Source organism: Massilia alkalitolerans DSM 17462, assembly GCF_000427785.1.
GTDB classification, from domain to species: domain Bacteria; phylum Pseudomonadota; class Gammaproteobacteria; order Burkholderiales; family Burkholderiaceae_D; genus Telluria; species Telluria alkalitolerans.
On record NZ_ATYR01000053.1, the window covers coordinates 1 to 15,282 of the forward strand.

Annotated in this window: 19 protein-coding genes and 1 pseudogene; 17 read left to right on the forward strand and 3 right to left on the reverse strand. The window is 60.9% G+C overall.

What is annotated here, in order from left to right; all coding sequences use genetic code 11:
- The first annotated feature begins 160 nt into the window (after positions 1–160).
- Positions 161–988, forward strand: a complete 828-nt coding sequence (locus tag YWC_RS0126170) for an IS5 family transposase (protein WP_027868003.1) — start codon at positions 161–163, stop codon at positions 986–988.
- A gap of 25 nt (positions 989–1,013) precedes the next feature.
- Positions 1,014–1,190: a Tn3 family transposase gene (locus tag YWC_RS34260; protein ID WP_136223706.1), complete on the forward strand. Its 177-nt coding sequence runs from the start codon at positions 1,014–1,016 to the stop codon at positions 1,188–1,190.
- Positions 1,191–1,257: 67 nt separating this feature from the next.
- Here the strand turns inward: YWC_RS34260 and YWC_RS33210 are convergent, their stop codons facing one another.
- The 3 genes and pseudogenes from YWC_RS33210 to YWC_RS31035 all read right to left on the reverse strand — a co-directional run bounded on the left by YWC_RS33210 (position 1,258) and on the right by YWC_RS31035 (position 4,017).
- Entirely contained in the window at positions 1,258–1,563 is a 306-nt protein-coding gene (locus tag YWC_RS33210) for a DUF1264 domain-containing protein (protein ID WP_156923915.1), read from the reverse strand.
- A gap of 257 nt (positions 1,564–1,820) precedes the next feature.
- A complete protein-coding gene (locus YWC_RS0126180; protein ID WP_036216234.1) occupies positions 1,821–2,291 on the reverse strand; it encodes a methyltransferase family protein in 471 nt (156 codons plus the stop codon).
- Positions 2,292–2,351: 60 nt separating this feature from the next.
- Positions 2,352–4,017, reverse strand: a pseudogene (locus YWC_RS31035) (bifunctional protein tyrosine phosphatase family protein/NAD(P)/FAD-dependent oxidoreductase).
- Positions 4,018–4,303: 286 nt separating this feature from the next.
- Between YWC_RS31035 and YWC_RS0126190 the strand changes: the two are divergent.
- The 15 genes from YWC_RS0126190 to soxA all read left to right on the forward strand — a co-directional run bounded on the left by YWC_RS0126190 (position 4,304) and on the right by soxA (position 15,247).
- Positions 4,304–4,663, forward strand: coding sequence for an ArsR/SmtB family transcription factor (locus YWC_RS0126190; RefSeq protein WP_051306780.1), 360 nt, complete (start codon positions 4,304–4,306; stop codon positions 4,661–4,663).
- Positions 4,660–5,091, forward strand: coding sequence for a YeeE/YedE family protein (locus YWC_RS0126195; RefSeq protein ID WP_027868006.1), 432 nt, complete (start codon positions 4,660–4,662; stop codon positions 5,089–5,091). The genes YWC_RS0126190 and YWC_RS0126195 overlap by 4 nt, the downstream gene beginning before the upstream one ends.
- 12 nt (positions 5,092–5,103) lie before the next feature.
- A complete protein-coding gene (locus tag YWC_RS0126200; RefSeq protein ID WP_027868007.1) occupies positions 5,104–5,541 on the forward strand; it encodes a YeeE/YedE family protein in 438 nt (145 codons plus the stop codon).
- 27 nt (positions 5,542–5,568) lie between these two features.
- Positions 5,569–6,375 carry a sulfite exporter TauE/SafE family protein gene (locus YWC_RS0126205; RefSeq protein WP_027868008.1) on the forward strand — a complete coding sequence of 269 codons (807 nt, stop codon included), beginning with the start codon at positions 5,569–5,571 and terminating at the stop codon, positions 6,373–6,375.
- Between the two features lie 45 nt (positions 6,376–6,420).
- On the forward strand, positions 6,421–7,119 hold the full coding sequence (locus tag YWC_RS0126210; RefSeq protein ID WP_027868009.1) for an MBL fold metallo-hydrolase: 699 nt from the start codon (positions 6,421–6,423) through the stop codon (positions 7,117–7,119).
- Positions 7,120–7,228: 109 nt separating this feature from the next.
- On the forward strand, positions 7,229–7,858 hold the full coding sequence (locus YWC_RS0126215) for a class I SAM-dependent methyltransferase (RefSeq protein ID WP_027868010.1): 630 nt from the start codon (positions 7,229–7,231) through the stop codon (positions 7,856–7,858).
- A gap of 164 nt (positions 7,859–8,022) precedes the next feature.
- Positions 8,023–9,183, forward strand: coding sequence for a c-type cytochrome biogenesis protein CcsB (gene ccsB / locus YWC_RS0126220; protein WP_027868011.1), 1,161 nt, complete (start codon positions 8,023–8,025; stop codon positions 9,181–9,183).
- Between the two features lie 234 nt (positions 9,184–9,417).
- Positions 9,418–9,987, forward strand: a complete 570-nt coding sequence (locus YWC_RS0126225) for a DUF302 domain-containing protein (protein ID WP_027868012.1) — start codon at positions 9,418–9,420, stop codon at positions 9,985–9,987.
- A gap of 145 nt (positions 9,988–10,132) precedes the next feature.
- The gene (locus tag YWC_RS31040; RefSeq protein WP_036216237.1) at positions 10,133–10,498 is read left to right on the forward strand and encodes an ArsR/SmtB family transcription factor; all 366 of its coding nucleotides are present in this window, start codon (positions 10,133–10,135) and stop codon (positions 10,496–10,498) included.
- A gap of 119 nt (positions 10,499–10,617) precedes the next feature.
- On the forward strand, positions 10,618–11,967 hold the full coding sequence (gene soxC / locus YWC_RS0126235) for a sulfite dehydrogenase (protein WP_027868013.1): 1,350 nt from the start codon (positions 10,618–10,620) through the stop codon (positions 11,965–11,967).
- Positions 11,951–13,024, forward strand: a complete 1,074-nt coding sequence (locus YWC_RS0126240; RefSeq protein WP_027868014.1) for a c-type cytochrome — start codon at positions 11,951–11,953, stop codon at positions 13,022–13,024. The genes soxC and YWC_RS0126240 overlap by 17 nt, the downstream gene beginning before the upstream one ends.
- Positions 13,025–13,078: 54 nt before the next feature.
- Entirely contained in the window at positions 13,079–13,513 is a 435-nt protein-coding gene (locus tag YWC_RS0126245) for a pseudoazurin (RefSeq protein ID WP_027868015.1), read from the forward strand.
- A 50-nt stretch (positions 13,514–13,563) separates the two neighbouring features.
- Positions 13,564–14,025, forward strand: a complete 462-nt coding sequence (gene soxY / locus YWC_RS0126250) for a thiosulfate oxidation carrier protein SoxY (RefSeq protein ID WP_027868016.1) — start codon at positions 13,564–13,566, stop codon at positions 14,023–14,025.
- 28 nt (positions 14,026–14,053) lie between these two features.
- Entirely contained in the window at positions 14,054–14,365 is a 312-nt protein-coding gene (gene soxZ, locus YWC_RS0126255; RefSeq protein ID WP_027868017.1) for a thiosulfate oxidation carrier complex protein SoxZ, read from the forward strand.
- Positions 14,366–14,449: 84 nt separating this feature from the next.
- Positions 14,450–15,247 carry a sulfur oxidation c-type cytochrome SoxA gene (gene soxA / locus YWC_RS0126260; protein ID WP_027868018.1) on the forward strand — a complete coding sequence of 266 codons (798 nt, stop codon included), beginning with the start codon at positions 14,450–14,452 and terminating at the stop codon, positions 15,245–15,247.
- The last annotated feature ends 35 nt before the right edge of the window (positions 15,248–15,282 follow it).

A 15,282-nucleotide genomic window follows, 5' to 3' on the forward strand; every position in this document is an offset into this window, starting at 1 on the left:
GAGAAACTTGGTGGTATTGCAGAAAGTTACAGTCTGATACGCTTGGCAAGCAGTCGCGCAATGCGCTTGCCAGAGCGGTCTTGATTCATCGCTTAGAGACGGTTTGAAAACTCGGAAGCAACTATGATGTCCAAATGGTCCTCTTCGATAGGAGTACGCCATGTGGACAGCAGAGCAACGAACACGGCATAAGGTCCGGGTTCCCAAGGAGCGCAAGGGTTATCCTACTGATGTGAGTGATCAGGAATGGAAACTCATCGAGCCATTACTGCCGGGCGCTGCTCGTACTGGTCGCCCCCGCAGGACGGAACTTCGCCAGGTGATCAATGCACTTCGTTATCTGGTCCGTTCGGGCTGCGAATGGCGCATGTTGCCAAACGATTTTCCTCCCTATCAAACGGTGTATTACTGGTTCCGTCGGCTAGTGCGACGCTTCCTCTTCCGAACGATCCACGATCTGGCATTGATGCTGGACCGAATGTGCGAACAGCGCGAAGTCGTCCCCTCGGCCGGCATCGTCGACAGCCAGTCCGTCAAGGCACCAGGCGCACGTGAGCGCGGCTACGACGCACACAAGAAGATCAGCGGCCGCAAACGACATATCGCGGTCGATACCGACGGGCGACTGCTGGCAGTGAATCTGACGCCTGCCGACATCGCCGATTCAACAGGTGCGCAATCGGTCCTCGATGCTTTAGTCAAGCGTTGGCCATGGGTCAAGCATCTGTTCGGCGATGCGGCTTACGACCGACGCACCTTGCTCGACAAGGCAGCCTATCTCGACTTTACCGTCGAAGTCGTACGTGGCTTACAGGGCCAGGACGGCTTTCAGGTACAACCGCGACGCTGGGTCGTCGAGCGCACGTTTGCATGGCTGATGCGCTATCGCCGTCTTGTCCGGGACTACGAGCAGCGCCTTGATGTGTCGGAAGCGATGATTTTCATCGCGCTCGGCTCTTCATTACTGCACCGGATGCGTTTCCGGTGAGTTATTAAACCGTCTCTTAGGTGATATGTGCGACCGCGGCTTAAACCTGGTGACGGGCGCCATCGTTCTTTGGCATGCGGTGTTTCTGGAGCGGGCGACACAGGTTGCGCGCGGTCCTGGCAGCTCCCCGACGCCAGTATGCTGCAGTTTCGTGTCCTCGTTGGCCTGGGAGCACATCTACGGGACCGGATATTACATTTGAAGGAAGAGCAAGAAGGTTGATGAGAAAAATATCGGNCGCTGCGGACTTCAAGAATCGGTAACAGGGCTTAGCGCCCGATTTTTTCCGTTTTCCCTATTCTCCCCTCGTTCATCTGATGGCAGTAATGGTGCGCCTCCATCTGCATTTCCGGCTTGTCCTTCATCGGATGGAATCCGTCCATATACACATCGAATCCTTTAAGAGGCGCATTGCTCTGCAGGATCTTCGCACCAGCTTCGAGCATTTTGGTATCGCCATATTTTGCCTCGCCTTCTGGCGTGGTCTTGGGCGGCGATCCTGACTGCGCAGTCGCGCATCCGCTCCCGAGTGCGACGAAAAAAACTACTGCTGCGGTAGGTACATTCAACTTCATTGCGAACTCCTCATTTGTAGATAATCACGTCAATGATTTCCAGTAAATTGCAGTGCGGCGGCCAGCCACACTGACGCCAGGATCTCGATGAAATACGCCAGATACGGAGCGCACTGCCAGCCTGCGCCCGGTCAAGGAATGAAGATTACGTTAACACGGTTGAGGTTAGACTGGCGCGCTCATTCAACTGCAAGCCGATCGTGTCGGGCCAGCACAGTCGCTTGCGCACGTATATACAGCGCACCCGTACTTGGGACTCAATAAAGGTAGGGCACCAGTTTTCTGACCCTTGCCTGATATGCGGGGTAACCGGGATAACGCTCCAGCAACCACTTTTCTTCGCGCGTTGCCTTGCAGTCGAAAAACACGCCCAGTAGCAACGTCAATAAAAGGCGTAAGGGACTCAAGGTAAATAAGGAAATCCCGAGCGCAGCCAGCAGCAGGCCGAAATAGATAGGATGCCGCACGAGACGGTAGGCGCCATTCGTGACGAGTTCTGCCGTAGGTAAGGGCCGCGGGAAGGGGGTGAGCGATTTCCCGAGCGAGACGGCACTACTGCCAAGAACGGCGATTCCGATCAGTACAGCGGCCGCTCCGAAGAAGCGGAATACCGTCGGCGCAGGCCAGGCCGGCCCGATTTGGGGCGTCAGCAGGAACAGGGCAAATAGCAGGACCTGGATCAGTACCCAGGCTTCGCCTCGGCTGCCGAAATGGTTTCGATTCGCCATCTCCAGTTTCCCCTGAGAAGCGAGCGCGTCCCTCAAGCCGAAGCGCTTGCTATGTCAGCTTCACGCTTGCGTTGTCTGGGGCCGCGCCATCCATTCGCGTCCCTTGAGCATGCCATCCCAGTACAGTGCTGGAAGGATGTCTTTTTTCAAGTGCCAGGCCAGGCGCGACGGCCTGGTGCCGTCGATCAGCCAGGGCGGGAAGCTCGGTGCGAGCTTTCCGCCATAGGTAAATTCGGCAAGAACGATCTTGCCCCGTTCCACGGTTAGCGGGCAGGAACCGTAACCGTCGTAGCTCGCCGTCCCCTGGGCCTTGCCCAGCTGGGCGAGGAGGTTGTGCGCCACTACCGGAGCCTGCTTGCGCGCAGCCGCAGCGGTTTTGGCATTACTGGTATTGCATGCATCCCCAAGCGCAAATATGTTGTCATAGCGCCGGTGCCGCAAACTGGCAGGGTCGACGTCTGCCCATCCGGCAGCGTCGGCCAACGGGCTGCTGCGGAGGAAATCTGGAGCGACCTGGGGCGGCACCACATGGATCAGGTCGAAGTCCCTGACGACCGTCTGCTTGACGCCGTCGGCCCCTGTCCGGGTGAAAGTAGCCCGCTTGCTTTCGCCGTCGATCGCGGTCAGGTTCTCGCCGAAGTTGAGCCCGATTCCGTAGGCCTGCACGTATTCCATGAGTGCCGGCACATAGTCCGCGACACCGAACAGCACTGCGCCGGCGGAGCAGAAGTCGATATCGATTTCGTCAAGCACACCTGTACGTTTCCAGTGGTCCGCCGACAGATACATCGCTTTCTGGGGCGCTCCTGCGCACTTGATTGGCATGGCGGGTTGGGTGAACAGGAAGCGGCCGCGCCGCAACTGCTGGACCAGTTCCCAGGTATAGGGCGCCAGGTCGAAGCGGTAGTTCGACGTGACGCCATTGCGGCCAAGCGCATCGGCCAGGCCCTCGATGCCTTGCCAGTCGAGCTTCAAGCCCGGGCAGACCACGAGGCTGCGGTAAGCCACCTCGCTGCCGTCGGCAAGTACCACTGCGTTGCGTTCCGGTGCGAACTCGGCAGCCGCGGCCTTGATCCAGCGAACTCCGCGCGGCATGACCGAAGCCATGTCGTGCGCGGTATCGCCGGCCTTGAAAATCCCAGCCCCGACCATGGTCCAGCCAGGCTGGTAAAAGTGGGTGGTGGCAGGTTCGATGATGGCGATGTCGATGCCGGGCAGCCGCGCTTGCAGACTGGCCCCCACTGCGATACCGGCCGCGCCGCCGCCGACGATGAGCACCTCATGTGATGCGGACATGTCTACCTCCGGGTTATTTTTTTTCAAGGCGTGGCGCGAGTGCGCCGAGATCGTAGCCGGCCTGCGAGGCCGCCTCCAGCAACTTGGCGGGTGATTCCTCCCCTGCACGGGAAAGCGCCCACATCGACGTCGAGCGCCGCCCGGTGCGGCAATAGCCGAGTACCGGCTTTGGCAATTCGGCCATCAGTAGCTTGAACGCGGCCGCATGGGTGTCGGTGACATTGTCAGGTGCCGCAGGAAGATACCTTGCTTCTATGCCGAACCGTGCAGCCTCCTGCTCGATCTGGCTGAACGCAGGCTGGTCTGGTCCTTCGCCATCCGGCCGGTTGCAGATAATTGAACGAAAACCGTCTTGTGCCAAGGCGGGGATGTCCTCAAGTTGAACCTGTTGCGAGACCGCGAGGTCCGGGCTGAGCTGCTTGAATTTCATGGGATCTCCTGGATGGTTGATTTTTCCGTCTGACCAACTGTGCTTACGAGCTGACAGCCGCCAGAAGGAGCGCCGCTGCCCGGCCATGCGGATCAAGGAAGGTCAAAAATTGTCGTGTTATCAATTCCTCGCCTGCAGCAATTCAGGTGACATTTCTAAGCATACGCCTGACTCCCGATCCGGCACGCACACACAATGTCGCCGATCGCCGACACAAGTGACAATATACTTGAAAATAGTTCGATACACGATATACTATGAAAATGTATTTTGAATGGTGAGTAGGATGCTGACAACGGATGAAGAAAAAGGGCTGTGTCCTGCCGACGGCATCGATATCGAATCGATGCGCCGCGCCGCGGAGCAGGCTTGCGGCCTGTTGAAGGCGCTGGGCAATCCCGACCGCCTGCTGCTGCTTTGCCAGATGACCCAAGGGGAGTTCTGTGTCAGCGAGCTCGAAGCCTTGACCGGCATTCGCCAACCGACGCTCTCGCAACAGCTTGGCGTGCTGCGTGATGAGCAGCTGGTCAATACACGCCGGGAGGGCAAGCAGATCTATTACACCATCGCGAGCAAGGACGCGATGGCAGTGATGGAAGTTCTATACGAGCTGTACTGTAAAACGCTTAAGGAGAGTAAATCATGACCATCAACTGGAGCGAGTTCACGCCGTGGGCGTCGCTGTTCGGCGGCTTGCTGATCGGTCTATCGGCCGCACTGTTTGTACTGTTCAACGGGCGGATTGCTGGCATCAGCGGCGTGCTCGGCGGCTTGCTGCGACCACTTCGGGGCGACATCGCCTGGCGTGTCGCGTTTCTTGGGGGACTGCTCGGTGCACCTTTGGTGTACGGGATGTTTGCCACCCTGCCGGAGGCCCGCATCGAGGCCGGCACCGGAACGCTGGTCGTCGCCGGATTGCTGGTCGGCCTAGGCACGCGCTATGGGGCAGGGTGCACAAGCGGCCACGGCGTATGTGGCCTGTCGCGGCGTTCGCCGCGTTCCCTGGTCGCCACGGCGAGCTTCATGCTGGCCGGATTCGTCACCGTGTATGTCGTGCGTCACCTAATGGTTTAAGGAGAATTTTTCATGCAAATCGTAATGGCATTGATCGTCGGGCTTGTCTTCGGTATCGGTCTGCTTGTGTCGGGCATGGCCGACCCGGCGAAAGTCCTGAACTTCCTCGACCTGGCCGGCAATTGGGATCCTTCGCTGGCATTCGTCATGGGCGGAGCGATTGCAGTCGGCCTGATCGCCTTCCATTTTGCCGCCGGACGCCAAAAGTCGCTGCTCGGCGATGCCATGCGCTTGCCAACCGCCACGCAGATCGACCGGCGCCTGGTCTTCGGCGGCCTGACCTTTGGGGTGGGCTGGGGCCTGGCGGGCTATTGCCCGGGGCCGGCGCTGGTGTCGCTGGTCGGCGGTGGTGAGAAGCCGCTCATCTTTACCGGCGCACTGCTGGCCGGGATGGCGATCTTCGAGCTGCTGGAGCGCCTGCCAGCTGCCCCAAGCAAGCAGCGTGCGTAACCGCAACGCCACGGTGAGGGCAACGTCATGCTGATCAGTCTGGGGCTTGGTCTAGTGGTTGGCGTGGTGCTTGCGCTCACTGGTGCCGGCGGCGGCATTCTCGCGGTGCCGCTGCTCGTCTTTGGCATGCAGATGGGGGTTGCCCAGGCCGGTCCGATTGGCCTGCTGGCGGTCGGCATGGCTGCGGCCCTCGGCGCCATCCTGGGTTTAAAAGCCGGGATCGTACGCTACCGGGCCGCCGTCCTGATCTCGGCGACAGGGATGCTATTGTCGCCAGTCGGCTTGTGGCTTGCGCACCGTATCGACAATCGCTGGCTCAGCGTACTGTTCGCACTGGTCCTGTTGTTTGTGGCGTTTAAGACATTCCGGCGTGCCACCAGTAAGCAGGCCGTCCGCCAGGACAGTGCCGACGACCTCGAGCAGCCATGTATGCGTGACAGCGGCACAGGCCGCTTTGTCTGGACTGCGCGTTGCGCGCGTTCGCTCGCCCTGTCCGGCACGGTCGCGGGCTTGCTGTCCGGCCTGCTCGGTGTTGGCGGCGGCTTCGTGATGGTGCCTGCGCTGCAGCGGTATACCAATCTGGATATGCAATCGACCGTGGCGACTTCGCTGGCGGTGATCGCCCTGGTGTCGGTGACTGGCGTAGCATCAAGTGCGTTTGCCGGCTCGATGACTTGGGCGGTGGCCCTGCCGTTTGCCGCAGGGGCGCTGGCCGGCATGCTGGGCGGCCGCATTGTATCGGACCGGCTCGCCGGTCCGCAGTTGCAGATCGGTTTTGCCGCTGTGTCGGCACTCGTCGCGGTGGGCATGATCGCCAAGGTGCTGTACCGATAATTCTAGCCGCCCATGCGGCGCTCATCCTATTCAAGGAGAACTGCCATGAATCTCAGACCAATTCAGCTGTTTGACCCCGAGTCTTCGACCTTTACCTATATTCTCGCGACCCAGGCTGGTGCCGAGGCTGTGTTGATCGACCCTGTCGACGAGCACTGGGAGCGCGACCTGGCGCACCTGCGGCGCCTCGACCTGAAGTTGGCCTACGTCCTCGAGACACACGCGCATGCGGATCACGTCACGTCGGCCGGCAAACTGCGCGAGCTGACCGGCGCAAAGGCGGCGGTCCCGAGCGGCTGCGGTATCCCGCCTGCCGACATCCAGTTGAAGGACGGCGATGTGCTTCGCTTCGGCAGCGAAGAAATCCTGGTCTTGCATACACCCGGCCATACCGGAGGAAGCATGAGCTATGTGTGGCGCAACAACGTGTTCACCGGCGACACCCTTTTGATCAACGGGTGCGGCCGTACCGATTTCCAGAGCGGCAGCGCCGACGCCTTGTTCGACAGCGTGACGAAAAAGCTGTTTTCGCTTCCAGACGACATGTTGATGTGGCCGGGGCACGACTACAAGGGGCAGGTGGTATCGACGATCGGTTGGGAGAAGCAGCACAACGCGCGGCTGTCCAACCGCAGCCGCGACGAGTTCGTCCAGTTGATGGGCGAGTTGAACCTGCCAAAACCGAAACGGATCGACGTCGCCGTGCCGGCGAACCAGAACCTGGGTTTGCCGCATAGCGTCTGACGCATGCAGCGTTCGCCCCTCACGGCCGGGTGAGCGCTGCACATCCCGGATGATGAACAGTACATGACAGGTCAGACTGCGGCGAGCCTGCTGAACGACAAGGAATGCGATGACGGACGATACAGCGGCAACGGCGGCAAGCCTGTGGGACCAGCGCTACGGCACACCTGAATTCCTTTTTGGGACGGCGCCCAACGACTACCTGGCCAGCCAGCGGCACATGCTCCGGCCGGGGATGCGGGTGCTGGCGGTCGCAGACGGGGAGGGGCGTAACAGCGTCTGGCTCGCCCGCCAGGGCCTGAGCGTGGACGCCTTCGATGTCTCGTCAGTGGCCGTCGGCAAGGCAAGGCTGCTTGCCAGCGATGCGCAGGTGGCGGTGGACTTCCACATTGCCGATTGCGATGCCTGGAGCTGGAAGCCGGCATATTACGACATGGTCGCTGCGATCTTCGTTCAGTTTGCCGACCCGGCACTGCGGGCTCGCTTGTTCGAAAACATCATCGCCACGCTGAAGCCGGGCGGCATCCTGATTTTGCAGGGATATACGCCCAAGCAGCTCGAATACAAGACAGGCGGTCCTGGGGTGTTGGAGAATCTTTATACCGAGGAAATGCTGGGCACGGAACTCGGTGCTCTGGACATTGTCGAGTTGCGGGAATACGAGGCAAATCTTGACGAAGGAACGCAACACGCAGGGCGTTCGGCACTCGTCGGCCTGGTCGCGAGAAAAGCCGTGTAATCGCCAGGCGGTGGTCTTGCCGGCGGCGGAGTCTGTGCTGAGCCGCGTGAATTGTCGCGCTTTCGGTGGCGGCGAAGTCCCTGCTTAGGAAGGCCGACATCGAGAAGCACTCGCTAGTGTGCGCCAACAAGGCGCAATTATAACAATGATTGATGGAGACAAGCATGGAAGCATCCCAACCGAATCCGGGCGCCGCCTACAAGGTGGCACCCGGCTATTTTCGTCGTCTGACGGGCTTTGACTGGATGTTTGGCGCCGGCCTGCTGGCCGCTGCGCTGTTCACGCTGAACCGTTATGCCGCTTTCATGGATGGCTACGAGCGCGCGATCCTGTTGCTGACCGCGCCGACGCTGGCCGCGCTCGGCTGGCACTGGAAGCCGGTACGCTGGCTGTTCCCGCTGTCTGCGCTCTTGTCCTTGTGGGCCGTGTCGCTCTACGACGGTTCACTGGCAGCGGCAGAACAAAATTTCTTCCTGAAATACATGCTGTCGAGCCAGTCGGCGATCCTCTGGATGAGCGTGCTGTTCGTGTTCTCGACCGTGTTCTACTGGATCGGCATGCTGGCACGCTCGCACGCAAGCAGTGCGCTCGGCTCCCGCCTGTGCTGGGCCGCCGTGGTCCTGGGTTTCACCGGCATGGCGGTGCGCTGGTTCGAGTCCTACCTGATGGGTGCGGACGTCGGCCACATTCCGGTGTCGAACCTGTACGAAGTGTTCATCCTATTCGCGCTGATCACCGCGCTGTTCCACCTGTATTACGAGGAGCGCTACGCCACGCTCCAGTTGGGCGCCTTCGTCCTATTGATCATCGCGGCAGCGGTCGTCTTTCTACTCTGGTACACGGTGTCGCGCGATGCCGCCCAAATCCAGCCCCTGGTGCCGGCGCTGCAGAGCTGGTGGATGAAGATCCACGTGCCGGCCAACTTCATCGGCTACGGCACCTTCGCTCTGGCCGCGATGGTCGGCTGTGCCTACCTGCTGAAATCCCACGGCATCCTGGCCGACCGCCTCCCCAGCCTGGAAGTGCTGGACGACGTGATGTACAAGTCGATCTCGGTCGGCTTCGCTTTCTTCACCGTCGCCACTATCCTGGGCGCGCTGTGGGCGGCGGAGGCCTGGGGCGGCTACTGGTCCTGGGACCCGAAGGAAACCTGGGCCCTGATCGTCTGGCTCAACTACGCGGCCTGGCTGCACCTGCGCCTGATGAACGGGCTGCGCGGCCGCGTCGCCGCCTGGTGGTCGGTGGTGGGCCTGCTGGTGACGACCTTTGCCTTCATCGGCGTGAATATGTTCCTGTCGGGCCTGCACTCGTATGGAGAACTGTGACGAACGGTAGCGGTTTTCGCATGGGGTAGGCATGTCCCCGGGGGCAGGAACAAGCTGGCGCAAGCTCAGGCGCGACAGCCACGATCACAGTAAATGGTGATGAGGGGCCATGCTTGGGTATGCCTGTGTCGATGTCCAGCAAGGTCGCGTTCGCGGATGGAGCCATGCAAATTACTTGCGCAGGAATTGCCTGAAGAATATGCTGCTGGCACGATTCCCGGCTGAAACAACCTCATGCATCCTTCCATTCGCCATATCACTCTCGTCATTTCGTTTGCAGCTACGATTTCGGGCTGCAATACCCTGGGCGTCCTTGCGCGCACCGAGCCGGGCGCCGGACACGAAGCTGCCACGGTGTTTGGCAAGTGGGTACACGCCGGCGGCGATGCCGCTGTGGCAGCCACCTGGTCGCGCAAGGTCGCTCCTGGCGTGTCGATCCAGGAGATCGAAGAAGCGTTCACCAGTGTCGCAGCAGAAGACAACCTCCGACCAGTCGGCGAATTGTTTCTTTCAAACGAACTGGCGCTGCGCTCCGGGCGGGCGCAGAGGTTCCTGAAAGTCTACTCGTACTGCGATCCTGATACTGCACGTGCGATTGTCGACTTCAGTCCGGCGATGGCCGCGTTCCTTCCCTGCCGGATTTCCGTTGTAGAGCAGCACGACGGCCTCTGGATCTACGCGATGAACATGGACATCCTGATCAAACTGGGGAGGCCTATGCCACCCGATCTCCGTACGAGAGTCACGCAGGTGCGTGCAACTATGCTGAAGATGCTTGATCGCGCTGCGAACGGAGAATTCTAAGCCTCTTGTGTTAGCGATAGTGGTATGGACCACGACAAGCCACTGCATGCCGCTTTGCAGCATCGAAATATCTTGCTGTACATCGATCTTAATGGTTATATGCTTATAAACACATAAGCTTATAACTTCACAGCGCACTGAATCGATGGATGTGGATCTCGACAAGGAGGAGATGGCAGAAGTATTCGAACAAGTCTCGAACTACTTTAGCCTGCTCTCGGAACCAACACGCTTGAAGATCCTCCACGCCCTGTGTAATGGCGAGCGTTCGGTTGGGGCAATCGTGACGCAACTTGGGGCAACCCAGGCAAACGTCTCGCGCCAGCTGAACATGCTATACCGTGCCCGCATCCTGGGGCGCCGCAAGGACGGCGCGCAGGTGTACTACCGAATCGAAGACCAGAACACCATCGCCTTGTGCCGCACCGTGTGCAATCACATGGCAGAAAAGGTGAAGAAAAGCCGCCAGATAGACCAGGCAGCGCTCGAAAATTTCATGACAGGAAGCTAATAAGTTGTCGGGTAAGACGAAGTAGAAGGCGCTCAGCTTCTATATGATCATATGATCATATGCTCATATAGGCATATGATCATGCGGTAATTTTATTGTTCATCGTAAGGATGGAGTAGATGGGTAACCCGATTCGCAAGTTCGGCCGTGTAGTGAAGGCGCCAGAAAATTTTGTCGAGCACTCTCTAATCAATGACATCAGCGCGCACGGCCTAAACGAGGAGCGACGTGGATTTCTGCGCCGCAGCTTTCTCGCAGCCAGTGCGGCAATGGCAAGTGGTGGAGTCCTGGCCCAGGCAGGCGAGGGCGACCTGAATATCCTGACGCTGCCCGAACATGCGCGCACGCTGGGCAAGCCGGTGGCCTCGGCGCCTTACGGGATGCCGTCCCAGTTCGAGGTCAACCTGCAGCGCCGGGAATCCCCGGGGCTGACCCGCGTGTCGGCGGCTTCCGTGGCCTTTACTCCCTTGCAGGGCCTGTTCGGGATCATCACGCCCTCCGGTCTGCACTTCGAACGCCACCACCAGGGATGGCACGACATCGATCCGAGCAAGCATCGCTTCATGATCAATGGACTGGTCAGGCAGGCGAAGGTCTATACGATGGATGACCTGATGCGCATGCCCTCGGTGTCGCGCATGCATTTCATCGAATGCGGGGCGAATACCGCCATGGAGTGGGGCAACGTGGCCGTCCCGTCGGTGCAGTATTCGCACGGCATGCTCAGTTGCAGCGAGTTCACCGGCGTGCCGCTGTCGGTGCTGCTGGAAGACTGCGGCTACGACAAGCGCAAGGCCAAGGTCGTGCTGGCCGAAGGCGCGGACGGTTCGTCGATGACGCGCACAATCCCCATCGACAGGGCGCTCGACGACGTCATCGTCGCCTGGGCCATGAACGGCGAAATGCTGCGTCCGGAGAACGGCTACCCGCTGCGCTTGGTCGTGCCCGGCATCCAGGGCGTTTCCTGGGTCAAGTGGCTGCGCCGGATCGAGGTTGGCGACCAGCCCTACGCGACGAAGGACGAGGCGATCCATTACATGGACGCCATGCCCGACGGCAGTTACCGCCAGTACACCTCGATCCAGGAGTGCAAATCGGTGATCACCACGCCGTCGGCCGGCCAGCGCCTGCTGGACACCGGCTTCTACAACATTACGGGTCTGGCCTGGTCCGGACGGGGCAAGGTCAAGCGGGTCGACGTCTCGGTCGACGGCGGACGCAACTGGCGCACGGCACGGCTGGAAACACCGGTGCTGGACAAATGCCTGACCCGCTTCAACATCGACTGGGAATGGAACGGCGCGCCGACCATCCTGCAATCGCGGGCAATCGACGATACCGGCTACGTCCAGCCAAAGATCAACGAGCTGCGCGCGGTGCGCGGCACGCGCTCGATCTATCACAACAATGCGATCCAGTCCTGGCAAGTGGCGCAATCGGGGGAGGTGTCGAATGTCCAGGTCTATTGAGCTCGCGGCGGGTGCGCTGCTGGCGGTCGCGACAGCGGCCGTGTTCGCCGGCCCCCAGGCCTTGCCTGGGCGCCCAGCGACGCCCAGTGAAGTCGCGGCATGGGATATCGACGTGCGGCCCGACTTCAAGGGTTTGCCGAAAGGTTCCGGCACCGTGGCGGCCGGCCAGGTCGTGTGGGAAGGCAAATGCGCGTCCTGCCACGGCACTTTCGGCGAATCGAATGAGGTATTCACGCCGCTGGTCGGCGGTACGACGGCCGAAGACGTCAAGACCGGCCGGGTGGCCGCGCTCGCCAACGGCCGCCAGCCGCAGAAAACCACCCTGATGAAAGTCGCCACCGTCTCGACGCTCTGGGACTACATCAACCGCGCAATGCCCTGGACCGCTCCGAAGTCGCTCACCACCGACGAAGTCTACGCGGTGACCGCCTACATGCTGAACATGGGCGAGATCATTCCCGAGGACTTCGTGCTGTCCGATAAAACGATGGCGCAGGCCCAGGCGCGCATACCTAACCGCAATGGCATGGTGACGAAGCACGGGATGTGGGATGTCAAGGGCAAGCCCGACGTGCGCAGCGTGGCCTGCATGAAGAACTGCCCGGTCGATCCGGCGCCCCGGTCGGCCCTGCCCGAAGCGGCGCGCAATGCCCACGGCAACCTGGCCTTGCAGACCCGCGGCTTCGGCGCCACCCGCGGCGTCGATACCACCCGTCCCGCGCCAGCCACCCGCGCTGCCGCCAGTGCAGCTGCGTTGCCGGCAGCAGTGACAGCGCCGGCGGCACCGGCCAAGGCCGCGGCCGGCTCCGTGCCGACCGCCCTGCTGCAGGGGAACGCCTGCCTGGCTTGCCACGGTATCGACAACAAGGTCATGGGCCCGAGCTTCGCCGCGGTGCGCGCCAAATACAAGGACGATGCCGCTGCGCCCGCGCGGCTCGCCGAAAGGATCAGGCAAGGCAGCAGCGGCGCTTGGGGGCCGGTCCCGATGCCTCCCCAGGCCCACGTGAAGGAAGAAGACCTGAAGGTGCTGGTGGGCTGGATCCTGGCCCCGCAATAAACCGGTACGGCCGCAAGCCGTACCGTTAACAATACTTAACGGAGATGTAGCAATATGAAACATGTCGTAACCGGACTCATCCTATCGCTCGCCTGCGCAGGCGCGATGGCCGCCGACCACCAGGTCAAGATGCTCAATACCGGCAAGGACGGCACCATGGTCTTCGAGCCGGGTTTCCTGAAGGTCGCCAAGGGCGACACCGTCAAGTTCATCAAGGTCGATGCGTCGCACAACAGCGCCTCGGTCGTCACGCCGCCCGGCGCCGCCGCGTGGAAAGGCAAGCCGGACGAGGAAATCTCGGTCAAGCTCGACCAGGAAGGTGTCTACGTCTACGTGTGCGAGCCGCACAAGATGATGGCCATGGCCGGGGTGATCCAGGTCGGCAAGCCGGTCAATCTGGCGGAGGCGAAGAAGGGGGCGGATGCTTTGTCGAAGTCCTTCGTCATGAGCAAGGATCGCCTCGACAAGTACATGGCGCAGGTGAAGTGAGCATGCATGCCGCTCCGGCAGCATAGCGTTTTCAACAATTGGAGGATGGTATGAATCAACAGCGACGCAATGTCATGCGCATCAGCGCGATCCTGGGGGCCGCGTTCGCCGCGGGGGTGCTGAAACCGGCCGACGTGTTCGCGGCCGAATGGAGCCAGAAGGTCTTCGACGCCAAGAGCCTCGAGGCGGCGGTTAAGGAACTGGGCGGCGACAAGTTCACGGTCAGCACCGACGTGTCGATTACCGGACCGGACATCGCCGAAAACGGCGCCGTGGTGCCGGTATCGATCGCCAGCAAGGCACCGAATACCGACTTTATGGCGGTCCTGGTGGAAAAGAATCCGAGCACCATGTCGGCCAGCTTCAATATCCCGGCGGGCACCGAAGCGGCCGTGACCACCCGGGTCAAGATGGGAGCAACCTCGAACGTGCACGCGCTGGTGCGCGCCGACGGAAAATGGCTGGTCGCCAGCAAGGAAATCAAGGTCACGCTCGGCGGCTGCGGCGGCTGATCAATCAAGCTCATTGAAAGGAAAGAACATGGCAGACCCAATGCGTATTCGCGCCAGCCTTGCTGGCGACACGGTCGAGGTGAAGGTCTTGATGCGGCATGACATGGAGACCGGACAACGCAAGGACGCGTCCGGCAAAGTGATTCCGGCCCACTACATCAAGACGCTTGTGGCGAAAGTCAAGGACAAGGTCGTGCTGGATGCGAACTTCGGTCCCTCTGTGTCGAAGGACCCGTTCCTGGCATTCAAGTTCAAGGGCGCCGCCAAGGGCGACAAGGTCAGCGTGACCTGGACCGACAGCGCCGGCGACACCCGGACCGACGAAGGCACCATCAGCTGAAGCACGAGCCGCCCCGGACTGGGGCGCAGGCATGCGCGGCGCCAGACCGCACAGACATATTCAAAGGAGACAGCCATGACCAGGATGCGTTCCGGTTTCGTCGCAGTGCCGCTGCTGGCCATATGCGCCGCGGCGTTGGCGCAATCGTCGGCAACCGACGAGATCGCCAAATACCGCCAGATGCTAGCCGACGGCAACCCCGCCGAGCTGTGGGAAATGAGCGGTGAGGAATTGTGGAAGAAGAAAGCAGGTCCGAAGAATGCTTCGCTCGAGCGATGTGACTTCGGCAAAGGGCCGGGCGTGCTCAAGGGCGCGTATGCCGAACTGCCGCGCTACTTCCAGGACGTCGACAAGGTCATGGATCTCGAACAACGCTTGCTGCATTGCCGCATGACCCTGCAGGGACTCAGTAAAGCCGAGGCCACCAAGCAGCATTTCGGCGCGTCCGGCAAGAAGTCGGATATCGAAGCGCTCGTCGCCTACATCACGGCCGAGTCGCGCGGCGCCACGATGGCGGTGTCGACCAGGCATCCGAAGGAAAAGCAGGCATACGAGACGGGCAAGCAGCTGTTCTTCTATCGTGGGGGCGCACACGACTTCGCTTGCGCCACCTGCCATTCGGCCTCGGGCCAGCGCATCCGGCTCCAGGAACTGCCGAACATCCTAGAGAAGGCGAATGCTCAGGCGGCTTACACCACCTGGCCTGCCTATCGCGTTTCCCAAGGCGAGGTACGCACCATGCAGCACCGCCTGAACGACTGCTTCCGGCAGCAGCGTTTTCCGGAGCCGATGTACGCATCCGAGGCGATCACCGCGATCACGATGTTCCTTGCGAAAAACGCAGACGGCGGCGTGTACGCCGGTCCGGCACTGAAACGATAGGAGGCCAGCATGACACCACTGAAAACCACGCTGAT